The organism is Alkaliphilus pronyensis (assembly GCF_009017275.1).
Lineage (GTDB): Bacteria > Bacillota > Clostridia > Peptostreptococcales > Natronincolaceae > Alkaliphilus_C > Alkaliphilus_C pronyensis.
In genome coordinates this window covers 24,063-40,515 of the sequence record NZ_WBZC01000024.1, presented here as the reverse complement: position 1 = coordinate 40,515, position 16,453 = coordinate 24,063, and the positions used below count along the sequence as shown (strand labels likewise).

17 protein-coding genes and 1 riboswitch are annotated in these 16,453 nt (G+C 34.4%); of the genes, 15 read left to right on the top strand and 2 right to left on the bottom strand.

Features of this window, described 5'->3' with window-relative positions:
• Positions 1-12 precede the first annotated feature (12 nt).
• On the top strand, positions 13-2,373 hold the full coding sequence (locus F8154_RS07690; protein ID WP_151861034.1) for a heavy metal translocating P-type ATPase: 2,361 nt from the start codon (positions 13-15) through the stop codon (positions 2,371-2,373).
• 129 nt (positions 2,374-2,502) lie between these two features.
• Here F8154_RS07690 and thiT read toward each other — a convergent pair whose 3' ends face one another.
• Complete coding sequence (gene thiT, locus F8154_RS07685; RefSeq protein ID WP_151861033.1) at positions 2,503-3,135, bottom strand: energy-coupled thiamine transporter ThiT; 633 nt, start codon at positions 3,133-3,135, stop codon at positions 2,503-2,505.
• Positions 3,136-3,205: 70 nt separating this feature from the next.
• Positions 3,206-3,300: riboswitch (TPP riboswitch) on the bottom strand.
• A gap of 123 nt (positions 3,301-3,423) precedes the next feature.
• Here thiT and F8154_RS07680 point away from each other — a divergent pair.
• The 14 genes from F8154_RS07680 (at position 3,424) to F8154_RS07615 (ending at position 15,788) form a co-directional block, all read left to right on the top strand.
• Positions 3,424-4,803: an MATE family efflux transporter gene (locus F8154_RS07680; protein ID WP_243141204.1), complete on the top strand. Its 1,380-nt coding sequence runs from the start codon at positions 3,424-3,426 to the stop codon at positions 4,801-4,803.
• 255 nt (positions 4,804-5,058) lie between these two features.
• Positions 5,059-6,147, top strand: a complete 1,089-nt coding sequence (locus tag F8154_RS07675; protein WP_151861032.1) for a TMEM165/GDT1 family protein — start codon at positions 5,059-5,061, stop codon at positions 6,145-6,147.
• A 57-nt stretch (positions 6,148-6,204) separates the two neighbouring features.
• On the top strand, positions 6,205-6,690 hold the full coding sequence (locus F8154_RS07670; RefSeq protein ID WP_151861031.1) for a GNAT family N-acetyltransferase: 486 nt from the start codon (positions 6,205-6,207) through the stop codon (positions 6,688-6,690).
• A 28-nt stretch (positions 6,691-6,718) separates the two neighbouring features.
• On the top strand, positions 6,719-7,819 hold the full coding sequence (gene mnmA / locus F8154_RS07665) for a tRNA 2-thiouridine(34) synthase MnmA (RefSeq protein ID WP_151861030.1): 1,101 nt from the start codon (positions 6,719-6,721) through the stop codon (positions 7,817-7,819).
• 13 nt (positions 7,820-7,832) lie between these two features.
• A complete protein-coding gene (locus F8154_RS07660; RefSeq protein ID WP_151861029.1) occupies positions 7,833-8,357 on the top strand; it encodes a peptidylprolyl isomerase in 525 nt (174 codons plus the stop codon).
• 150 nt (positions 8,358-8,507) lie between these two features.
• Positions 8,508-8,738, top strand: coding sequence for a spore coat associated protein CotJA (locus tag F8154_RS07655; RefSeq protein WP_151861028.1), 231 nt, complete (start codon positions 8,508-8,510; stop codon positions 8,736-8,738).
• Positions 8,738-8,992, top strand: coding sequence for a spore coat protein CotJB (locus tag F8154_RS07650; protein WP_151861027.1), 255 nt, complete (start codon positions 8,738-8,740; stop codon positions 8,990-8,992). Before F8154_RS07655 ends, F8154_RS07650 begins: the two co-directional genes overlap by 1 nt.
• Positions 8,993-9,008: 16 nt before the next feature.
• Positions 9,009-9,581 carry a manganese catalase family protein gene (locus F8154_RS07645; RefSeq protein ID WP_151861026.1) on the top strand — a complete coding sequence of 191 codons (573 nt, stop codon included), beginning with the start codon at positions 9,009-9,011 and terminating at the stop codon, positions 9,579-9,581.
• Between the two features lie 259 nt (positions 9,582-9,840).
• Complete coding sequence (locus F8154_RS07640) at positions 9,841-11,391, top strand: spore germination protein (protein WP_151861025.1); 1,551 nt, start codon at positions 9,841-9,843, stop codon at positions 11,389-11,391.
• Entirely contained in the window at positions 11,391-12,584 is a 1,194-nt protein-coding gene (locus F8154_RS07635) for a Ger(x)C family spore germination protein (protein ID WP_151861024.1), read from the top strand. Before F8154_RS07640 ends, F8154_RS07635 begins: the two co-directional genes overlap by 1 nt.
• A gap of 9 nt (positions 12,585-12,593) precedes the next feature.
• The gene (locus F8154_RS07630) at positions 12,594-13,673 is read left to right on the top strand and encodes a GerAB/ArcD/ProY family transporter (protein WP_151861023.1); all 1,080 of its coding nucleotides are present in this window, start codon (positions 12,594-12,596) and stop codon (positions 13,671-13,673) included.
• A gap of 118 nt (positions 13,674-13,791) precedes the next feature.
• Positions 13,792-14,214: a thioesterase family protein gene (locus tag F8154_RS07625; protein WP_192930199.1), complete on the top strand. Its 423-nt coding sequence runs from the start codon at positions 13,792-13,794 to the stop codon at positions 14,212-14,214.
• Positions 14,215-14,310: 96 nt separating this feature from the next.
• Positions 14,311-15,048 (top strand): PrsW family intramembrane metalloprotease, encoded by a 738-nt coding sequence (locus F8154_RS07620; protein ID WP_330577851.1) that lies wholly within the window; start codon positions 14,311-14,313, stop codon positions 15,046-15,048.
• A 74-nt stretch (positions 15,049-15,122) separates the two neighbouring features.
• Positions 15,123-15,788 carry an HAD family hydrolase gene (locus F8154_RS07615; RefSeq protein WP_151861020.1) on the top strand — a complete coding sequence of 222 codons (666 nt, stop codon included), beginning with the start codon at positions 15,123-15,125 and terminating at the stop codon, positions 15,786-15,788.
• Positions 15,789-15,834: 46 nt separating this feature from the next.
• Here F8154_RS07615 and F8154_RS07610 read toward each other — a convergent pair whose 3' ends face one another.
• Positions 15,835-16,365, bottom strand: a complete 531-nt coding sequence (locus tag F8154_RS07610) for an MltG/YceG/YrrL family protein (RefSeq protein WP_151861019.1) — start codon at positions 16,363-16,365, stop codon at positions 15,835-15,837.
• Positions 16,366-16,453 lie beyond the last annotated feature (88 nt).

Here is a 16,453-nt window from a genome sequence, read left to right as displayed (position 1 = left end):
GGGGGAACTACAATGGGCAAAGTCATCAAAAAAGAATTTGTTTTAGAGGGCCTTGATTGTGCTAATTGCGCCTCTAAAATAGAAGCTAGAGTTAAAGAATTAGACGGGGTAGCTAATGCAAATATGAACTTTATAACTAAAACCCTATCAATTGAAATTACTAATACAGATGAAATTAATAAAATATTACAGCAAACTCAAGAGGCTATTAATAATTTAGAGCCCCATGTGGTTATTAGTGAAAAGACAATATCTAAATTAAAAAAGAAAACTCTATTGTTAATGGGCTTAAGCTGTGGCAACTGTGCAGCTAAAATTGAAAGAGAATTAAGTAAACTATCTGGTGTAAAAAATGCTGCTGTAAACTTTACAGCTAAGAGGCTATTAATTGAAGCCTACAGTGAATCAGAATTAGAAGAAGCAGTTAGGGAGGCAGCAAAAATAATAAAGGCAATAGAACCTGAGGTTAATATTGTAGATGAGGGGAATGGCTCTAAGGATAAAAGCTTTTCACTTAAAGAAAAAACCAATATCAAAGAGGAATCAACCTTAATTATTGGAGCAGTAATATTTGCTATTACACTTATTTTTAAGCTACCTACATCTATAGAGATAGCACTTTACACCCTTTCCTACCTATTGGTAGGGGGAAGGGTACTATTAAAGGCTGGTAACAATATTCTAAGGGGACAAATATTTGATGAGAATTTTCTTATGGCTATAGCTACCTTTGGAGCCTTTGCAATAAAAGAATATCCTGAAGCAGTTGCAGTTATGCTGTTCTACCGAGTTGGTGAGTTTTTTCAAAGTATGGCTGTTAATAAATCACGAAGGTCTATTGAGTCACTGATGGATATTAGACCAGACTATGCCAATTTAAAGACCGAGGCTGGTACCAAAACCATTTCACCACAGGAGGTACAGGTTGGAGATATTATTATTGTTAAGCCAGGAGAAAAGCTTCCCCTAGATGGTGAAGTAGTCGAAGGTAATTCGATGCTGGATACATCGGCACTAACGGGAGAATCGGTACCAAGAGATGTAGGGGTAGGCAGTAGGGTGTTAAGCGGTTCAATTAATTTAAATGGATTACTGACTATTGAAGTAACAAAGAGCTTTAGGGAATCAACGGTTTCTAAAATTCTTGACTTAGTTGAAAATGCCACCACTAGAAAGGCACCGACGGAAAACTTTATAACAAAATTTGCGAGATATTATACACCTGTAGTTGTTGGAATAGCTGTTGTTATTTCAATTATACCACCCATATTAGTTAATGGTGCAACCTTTACTGAATGGATATATAGAGCATTGATTTTCTTGGTAATATCCTGCCCTTGTGCATTGGTGGTTTCAATTCCCCTTGGCTTTTTTGGAGGAATAGGGGGAGCCTCAAGAGCTGGCGTTTTAGTTAAGGGTGGTAATTATCTTGAAGCCCTTAATAACGTCGAAACTATAGTCTTTGATAAAACTGGAACCCTAACAAAGGGAGTCTTTGAGGTAACTGCAATAGAGACGGTTGCAGAAATAGATAAGGCCTCTTTACTTGAATATGCAGCCTATGCTGAAGGCTACTCAAATCATCCAATTGCATTGTCCATAAAAAGAGCCTATAAAAAAGAAATTGATAATAGCCTAATTGAAAACTATCGAGAGGTAGCTGGCTATGGGGTTAAAGCAACGGTTAAAGGGATGAGAGTTATTGCAGGTAACAGTAAATTAATGAAGCAGGCAAACATCATTCTTCCCTCTTCAAAGGCTACTGGAACGGTTGTTCACATAGCTATAAATGAAAAATATATGGGGTATTTATTAATTGCTGATGAAATAAAGGATGACTCAATAAAGGCAATTAAGGCTTTAAAGGATATGAAGATAAAAAGAATTGCTATGCTAACTGGTGATAGTAAAGCAGTTGCTGATAAAGTGGCTAATCAATTAGGGCTAGATGAGGTTTATGCTGAGCTTCTTCCCCACCAGAAGGTTGATAAATTAGAGCTTTTGGATAAAAGGAATACTGGCAAGGGTAAGCTGGTGTTTGTGGGTGATGGAATAAATGATGCCCCTGTGTTGGCAAGGGCAGATATAGGAATAGCAATGGGGGGAATTGGGTCGGATGCAGCAATAGAAGCAGCAGATGTAGTTATAATGACAGACGAACCCTCTAAGGTATCTACTGGAATAAAAATTGCAAGAAGAACAAGAAAAATTGTATGGCAAAACATTGTTTTTGCACTGGGTGTTAAGTTTATTTTTTTATTACTAGGGGCTACAGGAATAGCATCTATGTGGGAGGCTGTATTTGCTGATGTGGGTGTTACAATTATTGCAGTATTTAATGCAATGAGGGCAATGAATATTAAAGATGTATAAATAAATATAATATTTTTCTCCCATGCTTCGTTTAATATATACAATTTTTTAAAATTAATATCCAATAAAAAACCTCCAACGATGACCTGTAAATTAATTAATTACAGGGTCTACCTTGGAGGTTTTGCTTTACTGAGTTAAATTACCAGAGCTTACTCGTTTAATTGCTGCCTGTACCTGTGGTACAAGGCTTATAATAATACAAATTAGTGTATCGGAGCCTATTATTAAACCATTATAAATAAGAGAATACAATAGAACATTCATACCCTCTGGGGCATAGGAGCCAAAGAAAATCACACCGGATAAAAAGCTCATAAAAAAGCGACCGAAGCCACCAATGAAGCAGCTGATTGCAATATTTTTTTTATACAGACCTGCTAGACCTAAAGCACCAAAGGCCAGTGGATAATCAAGTAAAAACTGTGCCCAATGGATTATGAAGGGATCTTGTATAGTGTTTAATAACCCATAGGAAAAGCCAGCAATTATTCCAGGTAGTGGTCCAAACATTATGGCAAATATAAACATAGGCAGCATACTGGCAGGAGTAATGCTTCCCCCTTGTGGGAAACGATAAAGCCTAATGTAGGATAAAACAAAAGACAATGCAATACATAGGCTTCCATACACAATTATACGGGTATTAAACTTCATATTTTTTTTGTTTTTACCTAAAATGTAAAAAACTACAGCTATTATTAGCAAAGCAGCTAAAATAGCCAATGTAACAGGTTTTAATTCTAATAGCTTACTAAACATTTCAACACTCCTTTTAGTTTTTTTTATTTAGCGACAAACAAAAAAACATGAAAAGGAATTCTCTACATGTTTTAATAAGAATTCGCTTTCCTTCGCAGGTATTAACCTACAGGTTCAAAGGGTTGGATTCATTCCTCTCAGCTTAAAGCGCCCCTAGCGATTTTTTTAAGTTTTCTTATCTGTGCAATAATATTATATCACAACTATGATATAAACTATATAAAAATATTTGTTAAAGCTATACTTTTTCAAAATAAAGGTTTATTATATATTATAGGAGAATCACAGTTGAATGGAGATACAATAATGCTACAGCAAAAAACTAGGTATAAAGACTTTTACAAAGTAATGGCTTCTATTGCAATACCTATAGCCTTACAAAATCTAATTTCATCCTCTTTAAATGCAGTTGATACAGTAATGATTGGTAACCTAGGAGCAGCAGAAATAGCAGCTGTTGGTTTATCTAATCAAGTTTTCTTTATTTTTGTTTTAATACTTTTTGGAATTAACAGTGGTATGTCTATATTTACTGCACAATACTGGGGCAAACAAGACATAAATAGTATAAAAAAGGTATTGGGACTAGCCTTAGCTTTAGGGCTAAGCTTTAGCTTTGTGTTTTTTGTTGCTGCAGCTGTTTTTCCACAGTTTATATTAAAAATATTTACTGAGGATATAAAGGTAATAGAATTAGGCAGTGAATACCTAAGAATTGTATCCTTTAGCTATGTTTTCACTGGAATAAGCTTTGCATATTCCTTTATATTGAGAAGTACAGGTAACGCAAAGCTACCTATGATGGTAAGCGCCATCTCTTTACTGGGCAATACCTTATTAAACTTTGTTTTAATATTTGGAGTTGGAAGTATACCACCCTTAGGAATAAAAGGTGCAGCTATCGCTACACTATTATCACGAATTTTAGAAACCATATTAATACTTTCATATATATACCATAGCTATGAAGTACTTGCCGTGAAAAGTCTTAAAGTATTTAAAATATCTAAAGGGTTTTTGAAGCAGGTAATGGCCACAACTACACCAGTAATATTAAATGAAGCATTGTGGGCTCTTGGAATGAGCATGTATTCTGTTTCCTATGCTAGAATTAGTACAGAGGCAGTAGCATCTGTTCAAATAGCCCTTACAATACAGGGGATTTTTCAAGTTATAGGAATGGGCTTAGGGAATGCAAGTGCAGTTATGATTGGAAATGTTATTGGTGCAAATCAAGAAAAAAAGGCTGTAGATTATGCAAAAAAGTTTTCAGCTATGGGTATTATAACAGGTGGAATTATTGGTATAATAATGATTATACTGGCACCATATGTTATAAGGCTTTTTAATGTTTCTGAAATTGTAAGTCTAAACGCAGTAAGAATACTAAGGGTTTTTGCACTATTTATGGCATTTAAGTTCTACAACATTATACTTATAATTGGTATATTAAGAAGCGGTGGAGATACTAGGTTTTCATTGTTTTTAGAGCTGTCTAGTGTTTGGTTATTTGGAGTACCAATGGTGTTTATTGGTGCCCACATATGGAGGCTGCCAATACATTTTGTGGTTGTATTGGTTTCTTGTGAGGAAATAATTAAGATGGTTGTAGGCTTTGGTAGGGTAGCATCAAAAAAATGGGTTAAAAGGGTTATTGAATATAATTAAGTAATTTGTAAAAGCTATAATATGTCTTAATGGAGGGTTGTCCTTGACAGCCTATACCAAATATGATAGCATTTAATAGTTAAAAGGGAGTAGCTGCAGATTACTGCGTATAGAGTCAACATACTGATCTATAGATCTGGTTCTATACACTTTAGAATGAACTAAAGGAGCGAGACTTTTACGTTTAGTAGGCTAGGGTTTTTTAGTCTATTAAACTTAAAGGTCTGCTCTTATTTTATTTAAAGGAGTAGTTATATGATACAAGAATCTATTAAAGCCTTTTTACTTATTTTCTTAGCAGAAATGGGTGATAAAACCCAGATTTTTGCTATGGCTTTTGCATCAAAATATTCTTTCCATAAGGTCCTTATGGGTGTTTTTGTTGGCTCCTTACTAAATCATGGACTAGCAATTATTTTAGGTACCTATTTAACCCACATCGTTCCATTAGAAGCTATTAGATTTATTTCTGCATTAGCCTTTATTTTCTTCGGTATATGGTCTTTAAAGATAGATGAAGACAATGCTGAAGCAAATGATGGTAATAGAAGCTACGGGCCTATAATAACTGTTGCAGCAGCATTTTTTATTGGAGAGCTTGGAGACAAAACCCAACTAACAGCAATTACCTTAGCCACCACAGCATCCTATCCATTCTTTATATTATTGGGTACTGTAATGGGTATGCTTGCTACAAGTGGAATAGGAGTTTGGGTTGGAAGTAAGCTAGGAAAAAGAATACCAGAAACTACTATGAAGCTGATTTCATCAAGTATTTTTATTATTTTTGGTTTATTAGCACTAAAGGACTCTACTCCACAATATTTTCTAAAGCCCCAAATAATTGCTGGTTTCATATTAACCCTTGCAGTCACTTTACTTTATTTGATTACTAAGCTAATAAAAATTAAGAATAATGAAACTACACCATTTAAGCAAGTGGCAGATAGGCTATATATAAATACAAAAAGAATGCAAAACACTATTGAGGGAATTTGCAGCTGTAAAAATGATTATTGTTCAAAAAGTGAATGTACAGTTTATTGTCTAAGCCATTGTTTAAAAGCAGCTGAAAGAAATGAAAAGTATATTTCCGATTTAAAATGGAGAATACCATTATGTAATAAAAAACGTTTTGATTACAACAGTTTGAAGGAGAGCCTTATTGCTACTATAGACACATGTGTTGAATGTCAAAACCATCAAGATAACTGTGTAGGTAATCAGACCCGTAAAATTTTAGAAACTCTATACTTTGGTAAAACTATCGGATATAAAGGAAATAGAGAGCTTTATTACTCCGATATAAAAAAGCTAGATCCAAAATTTTTTAAGTGTAGGTAAACATATATTAAATAAATACAACAGATTATGGTAAAATAAAGATGTAGGGGGATAATTATGTTAAGGAAAGGAAAAACATCAGACATTAAGAGACTTTGTGAAATAGAAAAATTGGCAACAGATATCTATTATCAAGCAGGTTTTACAAAGGAGGAAGCGTCTCCAAGAACTGAAGAAAATCTTTTAGAACTAATAAAAGATGCTATAGTAATAGTTTATGAAGAAAATAATTCAATACTAGGATATGCTGCATGGCGAAAATATAGTGAATATAGTCATTTAGAAGAAATCTCTGTTGACCCTAGACATCACAAAAAAGGTATAGGATCATCTTTAGTAAAGCATAATCCTTTTTTATCTGAAAGTAAAATAGTATCATTAATTTGCTATAGTAATGCTCCTTGGGCGTATAACTTATACAAGAAGCTTGGCTTTGAAGAAACAACTAAATTACCAATGGAATTACAGGATATTTGGCAGGAAGAAGTTTATAGAGGCCTTAATATGTCAAACCGAATATGTATGATAAATTACATTATATAAAGGCTTTTTTTAAGGGAGAGATTCACAGATGAATAAAGGCAAAAAAAATACAAGAGTTGTAATTGGTATGTCCGGTGGAGTAGATTCTTCAGTTGCTGCTCTTTTATTAAAGGAAGAAGGCTACGAGGTTATTGGTGTTTTTATGAAGAATTGGGATGAAGCCGACGAGTTTGGTTATTGTACTGCCTCAGAGGATTATGAAGACGTAAGAAGAGTTTGTCAGCAAATTGGAATACCCTATTACTCAGTAAATTTTGAGAAGGAATACTGGGATAAAGTATTCACCTATTTCCTAGATGAATATAAAAAAGGAAGAACACCTAATCCAGATGTGATGTGTAATAAAGAAATAAAATTTAAAGCCTTTTTAGAGCATGCATTAAAGCTAGGAGCTGATTATTTAGCTACTGGGCATTATGCCAGAATAAAAGAGGTAAATGGTGAACATAAGCTACTTAGAGGATTAGACAATAATAAAGATCAAACTTATTTTTTAAATGCCTTGAATCAATATCAGCTATCTAAGGCAATGTTTCCAATAGGAGATATTCAAAAATCTAAGGTTAGGGAAATTGCACTACAAAACAATTTAGCAACAGCTAAGAAAAAAGACAGTACAGGGGTTTGCTTTATTGGAGAAAGAAACTTTAAGGAGTTTTTAAGTAATTATTTACCTGCCCAGCCTGGTGAAATGCGAACCTTAGATGGTGAAGTTAAAGGGAAGCATGATGGATTAATGTATTATACAATTGGACAAAGAAAGGGCTTAGGTATAGGTGGTGCATGCACAGGAGAGCCGTGGTTTGTAGCAGGTAAAAACTTAAAGGATAATATTTTATATGTGGTACAAGGGGAAGATCATCCTGCACTTTTTTCACAGGGATTATTGGCAACAGATGTAAGCTGGATTAGTGGTAAGCCACCTATTGGACCATTTTCCTGTACTGCAAAATTCAGATACCGTCAAAAGGATAAAGAGGTTACTATCTATATTACCTCTGAATCTACTGTTAAAGTGGTTTTTGATGAACCCCAAAGCTCAGTAACACCTGGACAGGCAGTTGTTTTCTATTCAGGTGAAGAATGTCTTGGCGGAGGAATTATAGATAATGTATTAAAAAAAATTTGAAAGGGTTGATATAATGAGTAAGCAAAATCCTATTGTAACAATAACAATGGAAAATGGTAAGCAAATGAGGGCAGAGCTATATCCAGAAGTGGCACCTAATACAGTAAACAATTTTCTTTCTTTAGTTAAAAAAGGCTTTTATGATGGCTTGATTTTTCATAGGGTAATTCCAGGCTTCATGATTCAAGGTGGAGACCCACAAGGAATGGGTGTTGGAGGCCCAGGCTATGGAATAAAGGGCGAATTCAATGGTAATGGCTTCGACAATAGCTTAAAGCACACAAAGGGTGTTTTATCAATGGCAAGAGCCCAAAACCCAAACTCAGCAGGATCACAGTTTTTTATTATGGTGGCTGATTCCCCCCACCTAGACGGTGATTATGCAGCCTTTGGAAAGGTAATTGAAGGAATAGAGTCAGCAGATGAAATAGTAGCTGTGGACAGGGATTTTAGAGACAAGCCAGTTGAAGACCAAAGAATTAAGGAAATGACAGTAGATACTTATGGTATAGAATATCCTGAACCTGAAGTAATTTAATTGATAAGAAAACAGTAAAACGCCAGAATATATTTCTGGTGTTTTTTTATACCATTTAATATTGCTCCTTCTTTTCAAGGTAACCAAATTCTAATAAAAGAATAAAATATTGTAACACATTTATTTAGAAAATTAAGGAGGAGTAAAAAAATGTATCATATGGATCCCTATAATCAACAGAGGATGATGGGAACACATAGGGGAATTTATCCAATACCCTTTATGCCTGTATGTGTTATGATGGCACATGCTTATGTACCCTACCAGCAATGTCCTATAACATTTCCTACGACAGCAGAAGCATTAAGAAAAGGTACATTGTTTCCTGAGCTGTATCAGCCATATATGCCAAAGGCCAATAGGATGGGGGGAGAAGAATAATGAATGAAAGGGCTGAACTATTACTACAAATACAAGAGGCAGAGTTTGCAGCTGTTGAGCTTCAACTATATTTAGATACCCATATGTATGATCAAAAAGCTTTAATGGAATTTAATCATTATTCAAATCTAATAGCAACCCTAAAGCATGAGTATGAAATGAAATATGGGCCTTTATTAAATTTTGGTTTTTCTCCAAGTCAATATCCATGGCGTTGGCTTGAAAGCCCATGGCCTTGGGAAGAACAATATTAGTTAAGGGGGGAAAAAAATGTGGATTTACGAAAAAAAACTACAATATCCAGTAAGAATAGGTAAATGTGATTTGAAGATGGCAAGATATTTACTTACCCAATACGGAGGACCTGATGGCGAGCTATCAGCAGCAATCAGATACTTAAATCAGCGTTATACAATTCCAACCAATGAAGCGAAGGCACTATTAACTGACATAGGTACAGAGGAGCTGGCCCACGTTGAAATAATAACAACAATGATTTATCAGTTAACAAAGGATGCTACAGTTGAACAGCTGGAGGCTGCAAATTTGGGTTCCTTTTACGCTATTAGAGATGGGGCCTTATTTCCATCCGATGCAAATGGAGTGCCATGGACAGCTGGCTATATTCAAGCCCATGCAGACCCAATAACAGATTTACATGAGGATATGGCAGCAGAGCAAAAAGCTAGGTCCACCTATGAAAATTTAATTAAATTAACAGATGACCCAGGCATAAAGGATGCTTTAAGCTTTTTGAGGGAAAGGGAGGTTGTACACTTCCAAAGATTTGGTGAGGCATTAAGAATTGTACAGGAATATCAGCAGGCTAAGAAGGTATATTAGCTTATGTTGATGTGATGGAGGCAAATCTATTAAGTGTAAGTAACGTCGCTGAGATAAATAAATATAGGATGAGATTGGCCTGTAGATTTTCTACGGGCTTTTTTGTTATTACATTTAATAGTAAGATATGCTCACAAAACAGTGTCGGAAAAAACCAAAATGGTTTATTGAGTAAATCTACTAATTACTATACATTATTGTTTGATAGTTTGAGAATAATAGAATCAAGTTTTACTGTGGAGTGGAGTGATGTGCTAATATGAGTAAGCTTTTTCGCAACAACAAAAAAAAGTTAAAGGAAATTGATGAATCAAAAAATACAAATATGTTTTCTAAGGATTTTGTTGAAAATATAGATTACATTAAAAATAAGCTATCTAAATGCTGTGATGTAGAGTATCGCCCTATAAAAATAATAAATGGATTGGGGATTAATGCCTATATTTTTTTAATCAACGGTATGGTGGATCCTACTTTTGTATCGGAAAACATTCTTAAGCCATTAATTAAATTCGAATTCGAAAAAGATGAAGTAGCATCAATACATGAAGGGGTATACAATCACCTTCTTACAGTTGGAAGTGTAGATATTGAAAAAGACCTAGATTCATTAGTAATGAAAATTATCTCTGGAGGTATAGGTATATTAATAGAAAATGAGAGTGTTGCTTTTTCTGTTGAGGCCATAGGTTGGAAGGAGAGGGCCGTTGAGGAGACTGCTTCAGAAACTGTTATTAAGGGAATGAAGGCTGGATTTGTTGAAAATATAAGGACAAACACTTCCTTAGTAAGAAGAATGATAAAAAATCCTAAGTTAAAGATAGAAAAGATTACTAAAGGTAGGATAACTAATACGGAAATTAATATTGCCTATATAGAAGGTGTAGTTTTGGAGGATTTGTTGGAGGAGGTTAGGCAAAGGATTGAAAGAGTTGACATTGATGGGATAATAAATTTAGGCATGCTTCAAGAGATGATAGACGATTCCACTTTTTCATTATTTAGTACAAGCTATACTACAGAAAGACCAGATAGAGCTTGCAGTTGTCTATTAGAAGGAAGGGTTGTAGTGCTTATGGATAATTCACCATTTGTCTTAATTGCTCCCTCGGTTATAACTCAGTTTATCCAGTCGGCTGAAGATTATAGTACTAAGTATCTTACAGCAAGCTTTGCAAGAATTTTAAGAGTTGTTGCTTTAAACATTAACCTTTTATTGCCTGGATTGTATGTAGCTATATTTTCATATCATCACGAAATGATTCCTAATAAGTTGTTAAAAGCAGTGGCTGATGCAAGGGAAAAGCTTCCTTTTCCAATATTTCTAGAAATGTTTATGTTAGTGTTTGCCTTTGAGATACTAAGAGAAGCAGGGGTACGTCTTCCCAGAGCTGTAGGGCAAGCGGTAAGTATAGTTGGGGCACTGGTAATTGGGCAGGCAGCAGTTAGTGCAAAATTGGTATCACCTCCTTCAATAATAGTTGTAGCTCTTACGGCCATATGCTCATTTACAATCCCTATTACTGAAGCAACCAATGCTTACAGATTATTAACCTTTATAGTTTTATTTGCAGGGGGTATTTTAGGAATACCTGGAATTATTGCAGTAAGCTTAATAATTCTAGTTAACATATCTCAATTAAGAAGCTTTGGAGTGCCCTACCTTTCTCCTATCAGCCCTTTATCTCTATCCGACTGGAAGGATTTTATTATTAGAGTTCCCATTCAGTTCATGAAAAAGAGGCCTACACAAACAGCTAAATCCAATAAAATACGTCAACGATGGTGGAAGGGTAGTGACAAAAAATAATGTTTAAAATACTTAAAACTTCATTGAGTATAGCTTTTATGTTAGTACTGCTGTGTAGCTGTTGGGACCGTAGGGAGACTGAAGAACTATTGCTGACGGATGCATTGGCTATAGATATACCCATAAATGATAGCGACAAATATGAGATATTTTTCATTGCTACAAAACAGTCTTCGGGAGGAGAACAAACTCAGGATGGGGAAGAAGGTGGATCACAGATGGAAGCACAGCCTTGGGTGGCAAGATCACAAGGAAAGAGCTTAGAAGAGGCTATCAATAAGTTTACAGTACGAGTTCCCAGATTCATATTTTTAGATGATAATAAAATTATCATCCTAGGAGAAAAATTGGCTCAAAGAGGGGTAGGGGAAACTCTAGATTATTTACTTAGAAAGAGAGACCTTAGGCTGAGAAACTATATTGTAATATCTAATGGACGTGTTTCTAATTCTTTAGCTGCATCTCCTGAATTTGAAGATGGTGTTGCTGACGAAATCGTTGCTATCCTTGAAAAAGGTTCTCAAGAAGGAGATCGTTTTCACCATAAAGATATAAAAAAATTTGCAGAAGATGTTGTTACAGAGGGGCAGGATGCATGGGCTCCAATCATAGAAATCATTACTCCTACAGAAGTAGTAAAATATAATGTCGATAAAGCAGTAATTATAAATAAGACAGCATTGTTCCACAAGGATAAAATGGTTGGAATACTAGATAGAGAAGACACAAAAGGATTTAAAATACTTAAGGGTTTAGCAAACAGAGATACGTTTGCTACTGAAATTAATAATGAAAATATTACTTATGCATATAATCAGGTTAAAGTGAATAGAAGCTTAACTACAAATTCAGATAGAGTAGGTATTAAATACGATGTGAAGCTTAAAGGGAATATTGCAGAAAGTCATTTATATACAGATTTCTGCGATAAGGCCTTAAAGGATTTGGAGGAGAAATTTTCTAAAGTTGCAGAAGAAGAAATCAAAAGTTCAGTTAGTTTGATGCAGAAACTTGGTTCAGATGCTTTAGGCATTGGCAGATTTATTCATGCAAAGGAACCTGATATCTGGAAAAATTATCGAGATAACTGGGATATGATATACCAGGATATTGATATAGTTGTAAAGGTAGATGCAAAAATAATAGGAACAGATTTTATAAGTAAGCCTATTATAAGAAAAAGTATTAAGTAGGTGAATAGCTTGAGGAAAGAAGTAATAGATGGAGGACAACTTATTAGCATTATGTTTTGGACAATTATGGGTACTGCTGTACTAACCCTTCCTGTTTTAATAGGTAGACATGCACCTAGGGATGCGTGGATTGCAGCAGTTATATTTATAATTGGTGGCCTCGGACTGAGCTTAGTAATAGGAGCATTGGCTAAAAAATTTCCTGAAAAAGACTTTGTTAGCTGTGTAGAAAATGTGTTTGGTATATGGATAGGGAAAATATTAATAGCTATTTTTTTTATTTGGTTATTACATACAACAAGCTTTGTTATATGGCAAATTTCAACTTTTACGAAAATATCATTACTTCCCAGAACGCCTCTGTTAATAGTAGTACTAATAATAATTATTCCTTCGGTATATGCTGTACATAATGGAATTGAAAGTGTTGCACGTTCAGGGCAGTTTATTTTTTTAATAACCTTTGGAACACTTTTTGTACTGTTCCTTATGAATATGCCTGAAGTTAATATTGAGAACCTACAACCTGTTTTTGATGACGGGTTTAATAACATAATACGGTCTAGCTTAGCACCACTTGCATGGGCGGGTGAAATAATGTTTATACTGTTTTTGGTTCCAAATGTCAAACAGCAAAAAAAAATAACTCAATACTCTATGATAACTATAATTTTGATCGGAATAGGTGGGATTATTAATGAATTTTTCTACACAGCAGTATTTGGTCCCCTTCGCCAGCATTTAATAAGCCCATTTTATACCCTTGTTAGATATATAAGCCCAAGTGATTTCATAGGAAGGTATGATGTATTGTTTGTTTCAGTTAATTTAGCAGGCAACTTCGTTAAATTATCCGTCTTTATGTATATTTTAATTTTTTCATTTTCTAAGCTTTTTAAAAAGCAAAATCACCGACCTTTCGTACTACCTGTTACAATAGCATTGATAATTCTGACACTGATATCAGTAGAAGGAAGCCCCCAGCTTACTAATTTTTTAGACAATGTATTTCCATTCTACACATTACCAATTTTATACGGATTACCTTCTGTAACTTTATTAGTAGCTAAGCTAAGAAAACTTAAATAGCTCAAAACATCACCTAAGAACTAAGTTTTCTTTATGAATTTTTACTGGCTCAACACCCTGCAATATGATATATTTTAATATATATAAAAGTATAATTATACACAGAGGAGGCCGTCATATGATAGAGATAAACTTAAAGGAAGGTATGACCCATTCAATACAAAAGAAGGTTGATTATTATGATAGTAGTGTTAGCTTTGGTAGAGAGGGGATGGAAACCTTATTTACAACACCATCTCTGGTTACAATGATGATAGAGGCAGCAGTTCAGCTTGTTGGTAAAAATATTCCAGAGGGCTTTGTTTCAGTAGTTAAAAAAATAGAATTATCCCATGAAAAACCTACTCTACAAGGGGTTACTGTTACAATTGAAGCTAGAGTTAAAGAGATTAAAGGAAACACAGTTTTCATATCCGCCACTTGCTTTGATGAATTAGGTGAAATAGCCCGTGGTATACAAGAAAGACATATCGTTAATAAAAAAGCCTTAATTAATAGGGCACATGAGAGGGCAGCAATTTTAGAGGGTAAGAACCGTTAATATAAATATATAATATATTGTATCTTAATTGCCTCTGTCAATATTAGGAATAGTTTATGGTGGATAGAAGTCAATTATTTTTTTATACTATATATTATGAAGCATTCCTTAAGAAAGGAGCTAACCATGATTACTAGACTATTCTTAATTGCTATAACTCCAAGCATAGCCCTTGGACTAGCCATATATTTGGCAGATCGTTACGATAGAGAGCCTACATCCCTTTTAATTAAAATGTTTGTTTATGGTGCTTTAACGGTTATACCAGTTTTTTTCGTTGAAAAGCTATTATTGATGTTAAATGTTTTTCCTGGAATATTAGGTATAGGCTATACAGCATTTGTTGTAGCAGGCTTTACTGAGGAGTATTTTAAGAGATTAGTTGTAATAAAGGGTGCCTATAACAGCAAGTACTTTAACGAAAAATTAGACGGTATAGTTTATTGTGTTTTTTCATCATTGGGGTTTGCAACTATAGAAAACATTATGTATGTAGCTTTTAGGTTTTCAGGAAACTATTATGTAGGAATAATGAGGGGAATACTATCTGTACCAGCCCATACCCTTTTTGCAGTTACAATGGGCTATTATCTTTCACTGGCAAAGTACACCGAAGAACCTAAGCTTAAGAGGGTCTATTATTCAAGATCCTTGATTATACCAATACTTTTACATGGACTATTTAATTTCATACTAATGGCAAATGTACCATTTCTTATGCTATTATTTATACCCTATGTAATTTACCTATGGAGAATGAACTTAATTAAGCTGAATAAATATACAAAAGAAAGCAGAGATAAGTTTAATAGAATTAATGATGACGAAATATAACTGTTTTTATTTTGTTTAAATTAGTATGTTAACTTGCGAAAAGTTTTTGTATTAAATAAGGGGGGAATTTATTAATGCTTAATAATATTGAAGCAGCTATCTTTGACTTAGATGGCACTTTAATTGATTCTATGTATGTATGGGAAATAATTGATATAGATTATTTACATAAAAGGGGCTTGGATGTTCCAATGGACATTGGGAAGCAAACAGAGGGAAAAAGCTTTACAGAAACAGCAAAGTATTTTAAGGCAACCTTTAAGCTAAATGAGTCTATAGAGGAAATTAAAGCAGAATGGATAAATATGGCCCATCATTATTATAGGAATAGTGTCGCTCTGAAATCAGGGGCCAAAGAATTGTTAGAGGTGTTAAAATATAAGGGAGTAAAAATGGGCATAGCCACTAGCTGTAGTAGAGTGCTTTTAGAGGCGGTATTACAGCAGCATGATCTACATAAATATTTTATCTCTATAGTTACCTCCTGTGAGGTTAGTAGAGGTAAGCCATACCCAGACGTATTTTTAAAGGCCTCTGAAAAATTGCAAGTTAATCCAGTAAAAACATTGGCCTTCGAAGATACTGTAGCAGGTGCTTTAGCTGCAAAAACAGCTGGCATGAAGGTAGTAGCTGTCCATGATAAATATTCCGAAAAGCATATTGAAGAGCTTAAGGATATAGCAGATTACTATATTGAGTCTATGGAGGAGCTTTTATTAGAGGAAAGCAAAGTAGGCTAAAGCAAAGGGAAGGTTTTTAAAAACCCTCCCTTTTATAACTTACAGCTTAGTTTACTTTAGCTATTGTTTTAACCATATCTTCAATTGAAGCACTGGTTGGAATAAAAAAGGTGCCTGATTTTAGCTTAATATCAAGCTGTAGCTCTTCAGCAGCTTTAATAAAGTCGCTTGTGTTCTCAATTAACCCGTTTTCCTGTAGTATTTTAGCAACTCCTACACCAGGGGTACCGTTGGGAATGACTATTTCCTTAACCTCAACAACTGTTATAGGGGATGAAGCCTCATCTTCAACTATTTCTTCTTCAGTATTTTCTTCATCAACTACTTCATCTGTGTTTTCTTCCATGTCTTCTTCATGGTTTTCCTGTGAAGCTTCCTCACTGTCATCTGCTATTACAACAGGATTATTAGGGGTATCGGCTTCAATAGCATCTGGTATTTGGGCGGCGTTTACATCCTTATCAAACTCAAACCAATCACCTAAATTATATGTAACTACAGCAATCATAACAGCTACAATAACAAGAGCCAGTAAAATATCAGTAAAATCATGTATTAAGTCCTTTAATTTTTCCATAAAGCTCAATCCTTTCTGCTAAAACCATATATTAAAAGAATACCATTAGATTGTAATTAGTTCAACTGGAGACCAATGTAAATTTTAA

What these genes read in the sequence shown, in the direction of transcription:
- F8154_RS07670 (WP_151861031.1), top strand. Translation starts at nt 6,205, where the DNA reads ATGTTAAGGAAAGGAAAAACATCAGACATTAAGAGACTTTGTGAAATA.
- F8154_RS07675 (WP_151861032.1), top strand. Translation starts at nt 5,059, where the DNA reads ATGATACAAGAATCTATTAAAGCCTTTTTACTTATTTTCTTAGCAGAA.
- F8154_RS07650 (WP_151861027.1), top strand. Translation starts at nt 8,738, where the DNA reads ATGAATGAAAGGGCTGAACTATTACTACAAATACAAGAGGCAGAGTTT.
- F8154_RS07660 (WP_151861029.1), top strand. Translation starts at nt 7,833, where the DNA reads ATGAGTAAGCAAAATCCTATTGTAACAATAACAATGGAAAATGGTAAG.
- thiT (WP_151861033.1), bottom strand. Translation starts at nt 3,135, where the DNA reads ATGTTTAGTAAGCTATTAGAATTAAAACCTGTTACATTGGCTATTTTA.
- F8154_RS07655 (WP_151861028.1), top strand. Translation starts at nt 8,508, where the DNA reads ATGTATCATATGGATCCCTATAATCAACAGAGGATGATGGGAACACAT.
- F8154_RS07640 (WP_151861025.1), top strand. Translation starts at nt 9,841, where the DNA reads ATGAGTAAGCTTTTTCGCAACAACAAAAAAAAGTTAAAGGAAATTGAT.
- F8154_RS07645 (WP_151861026.1), top strand. Translation starts at nt 9,009, where the DNA reads ATGTGGATTTACGAAAAAAAACTACAATATCCAGTAAGAATAGGTAAA.
- F8154_RS07625 (WP_192930199.1), top strand. Translation starts at nt 13,792, where the DNA reads ATGATAGAGATAAACTTAAAGGAAGGTATGACCCATTCAATACAAAAG.
- F8154_RS07620 (WP_330577851.1), top strand. Translation starts at nt 14,311, where the DNA reads ATGAAGCATTCCTTAAGAAAGGAGCTAACCATGATTACTAGACTATTC.
- F8154_RS07615 (WP_151861020.1), top strand. Translation starts at nt 15,123, where the DNA reads ATGCTTAATAATATTGAAGCAGCTATCTTTGACTTAGATGGCACTTTA.
- mnmA (WP_151861030.1), top strand. Translation starts at nt 6,719, where the DNA reads ATGAATAAAGGCAAAAAAAATACAAGAGTTGTAATTGGTATGTCCGGT.
- F8154_RS07635 (WP_151861024.1), top strand. Translation starts at nt 11,391, where the DNA reads ATGTTTAAAATACTTAAAACTTCATTGAGTATAGCTTTTATGTTAGTA.
- F8154_RS07690 (WP_151861034.1), top strand. Translation starts at nt 13, where the DNA reads ATGGGCAAAGTCATCAAAAAAGAATTTGTTTTAGAGGGCCTTGATTGT.
- F8154_RS07610 (WP_151861019.1), bottom strand. Translation starts at nt 16,365, where the DNA reads ATGGAAAAATTAAAGGACTTAATACATGATTTTACTGATATTTTACTG.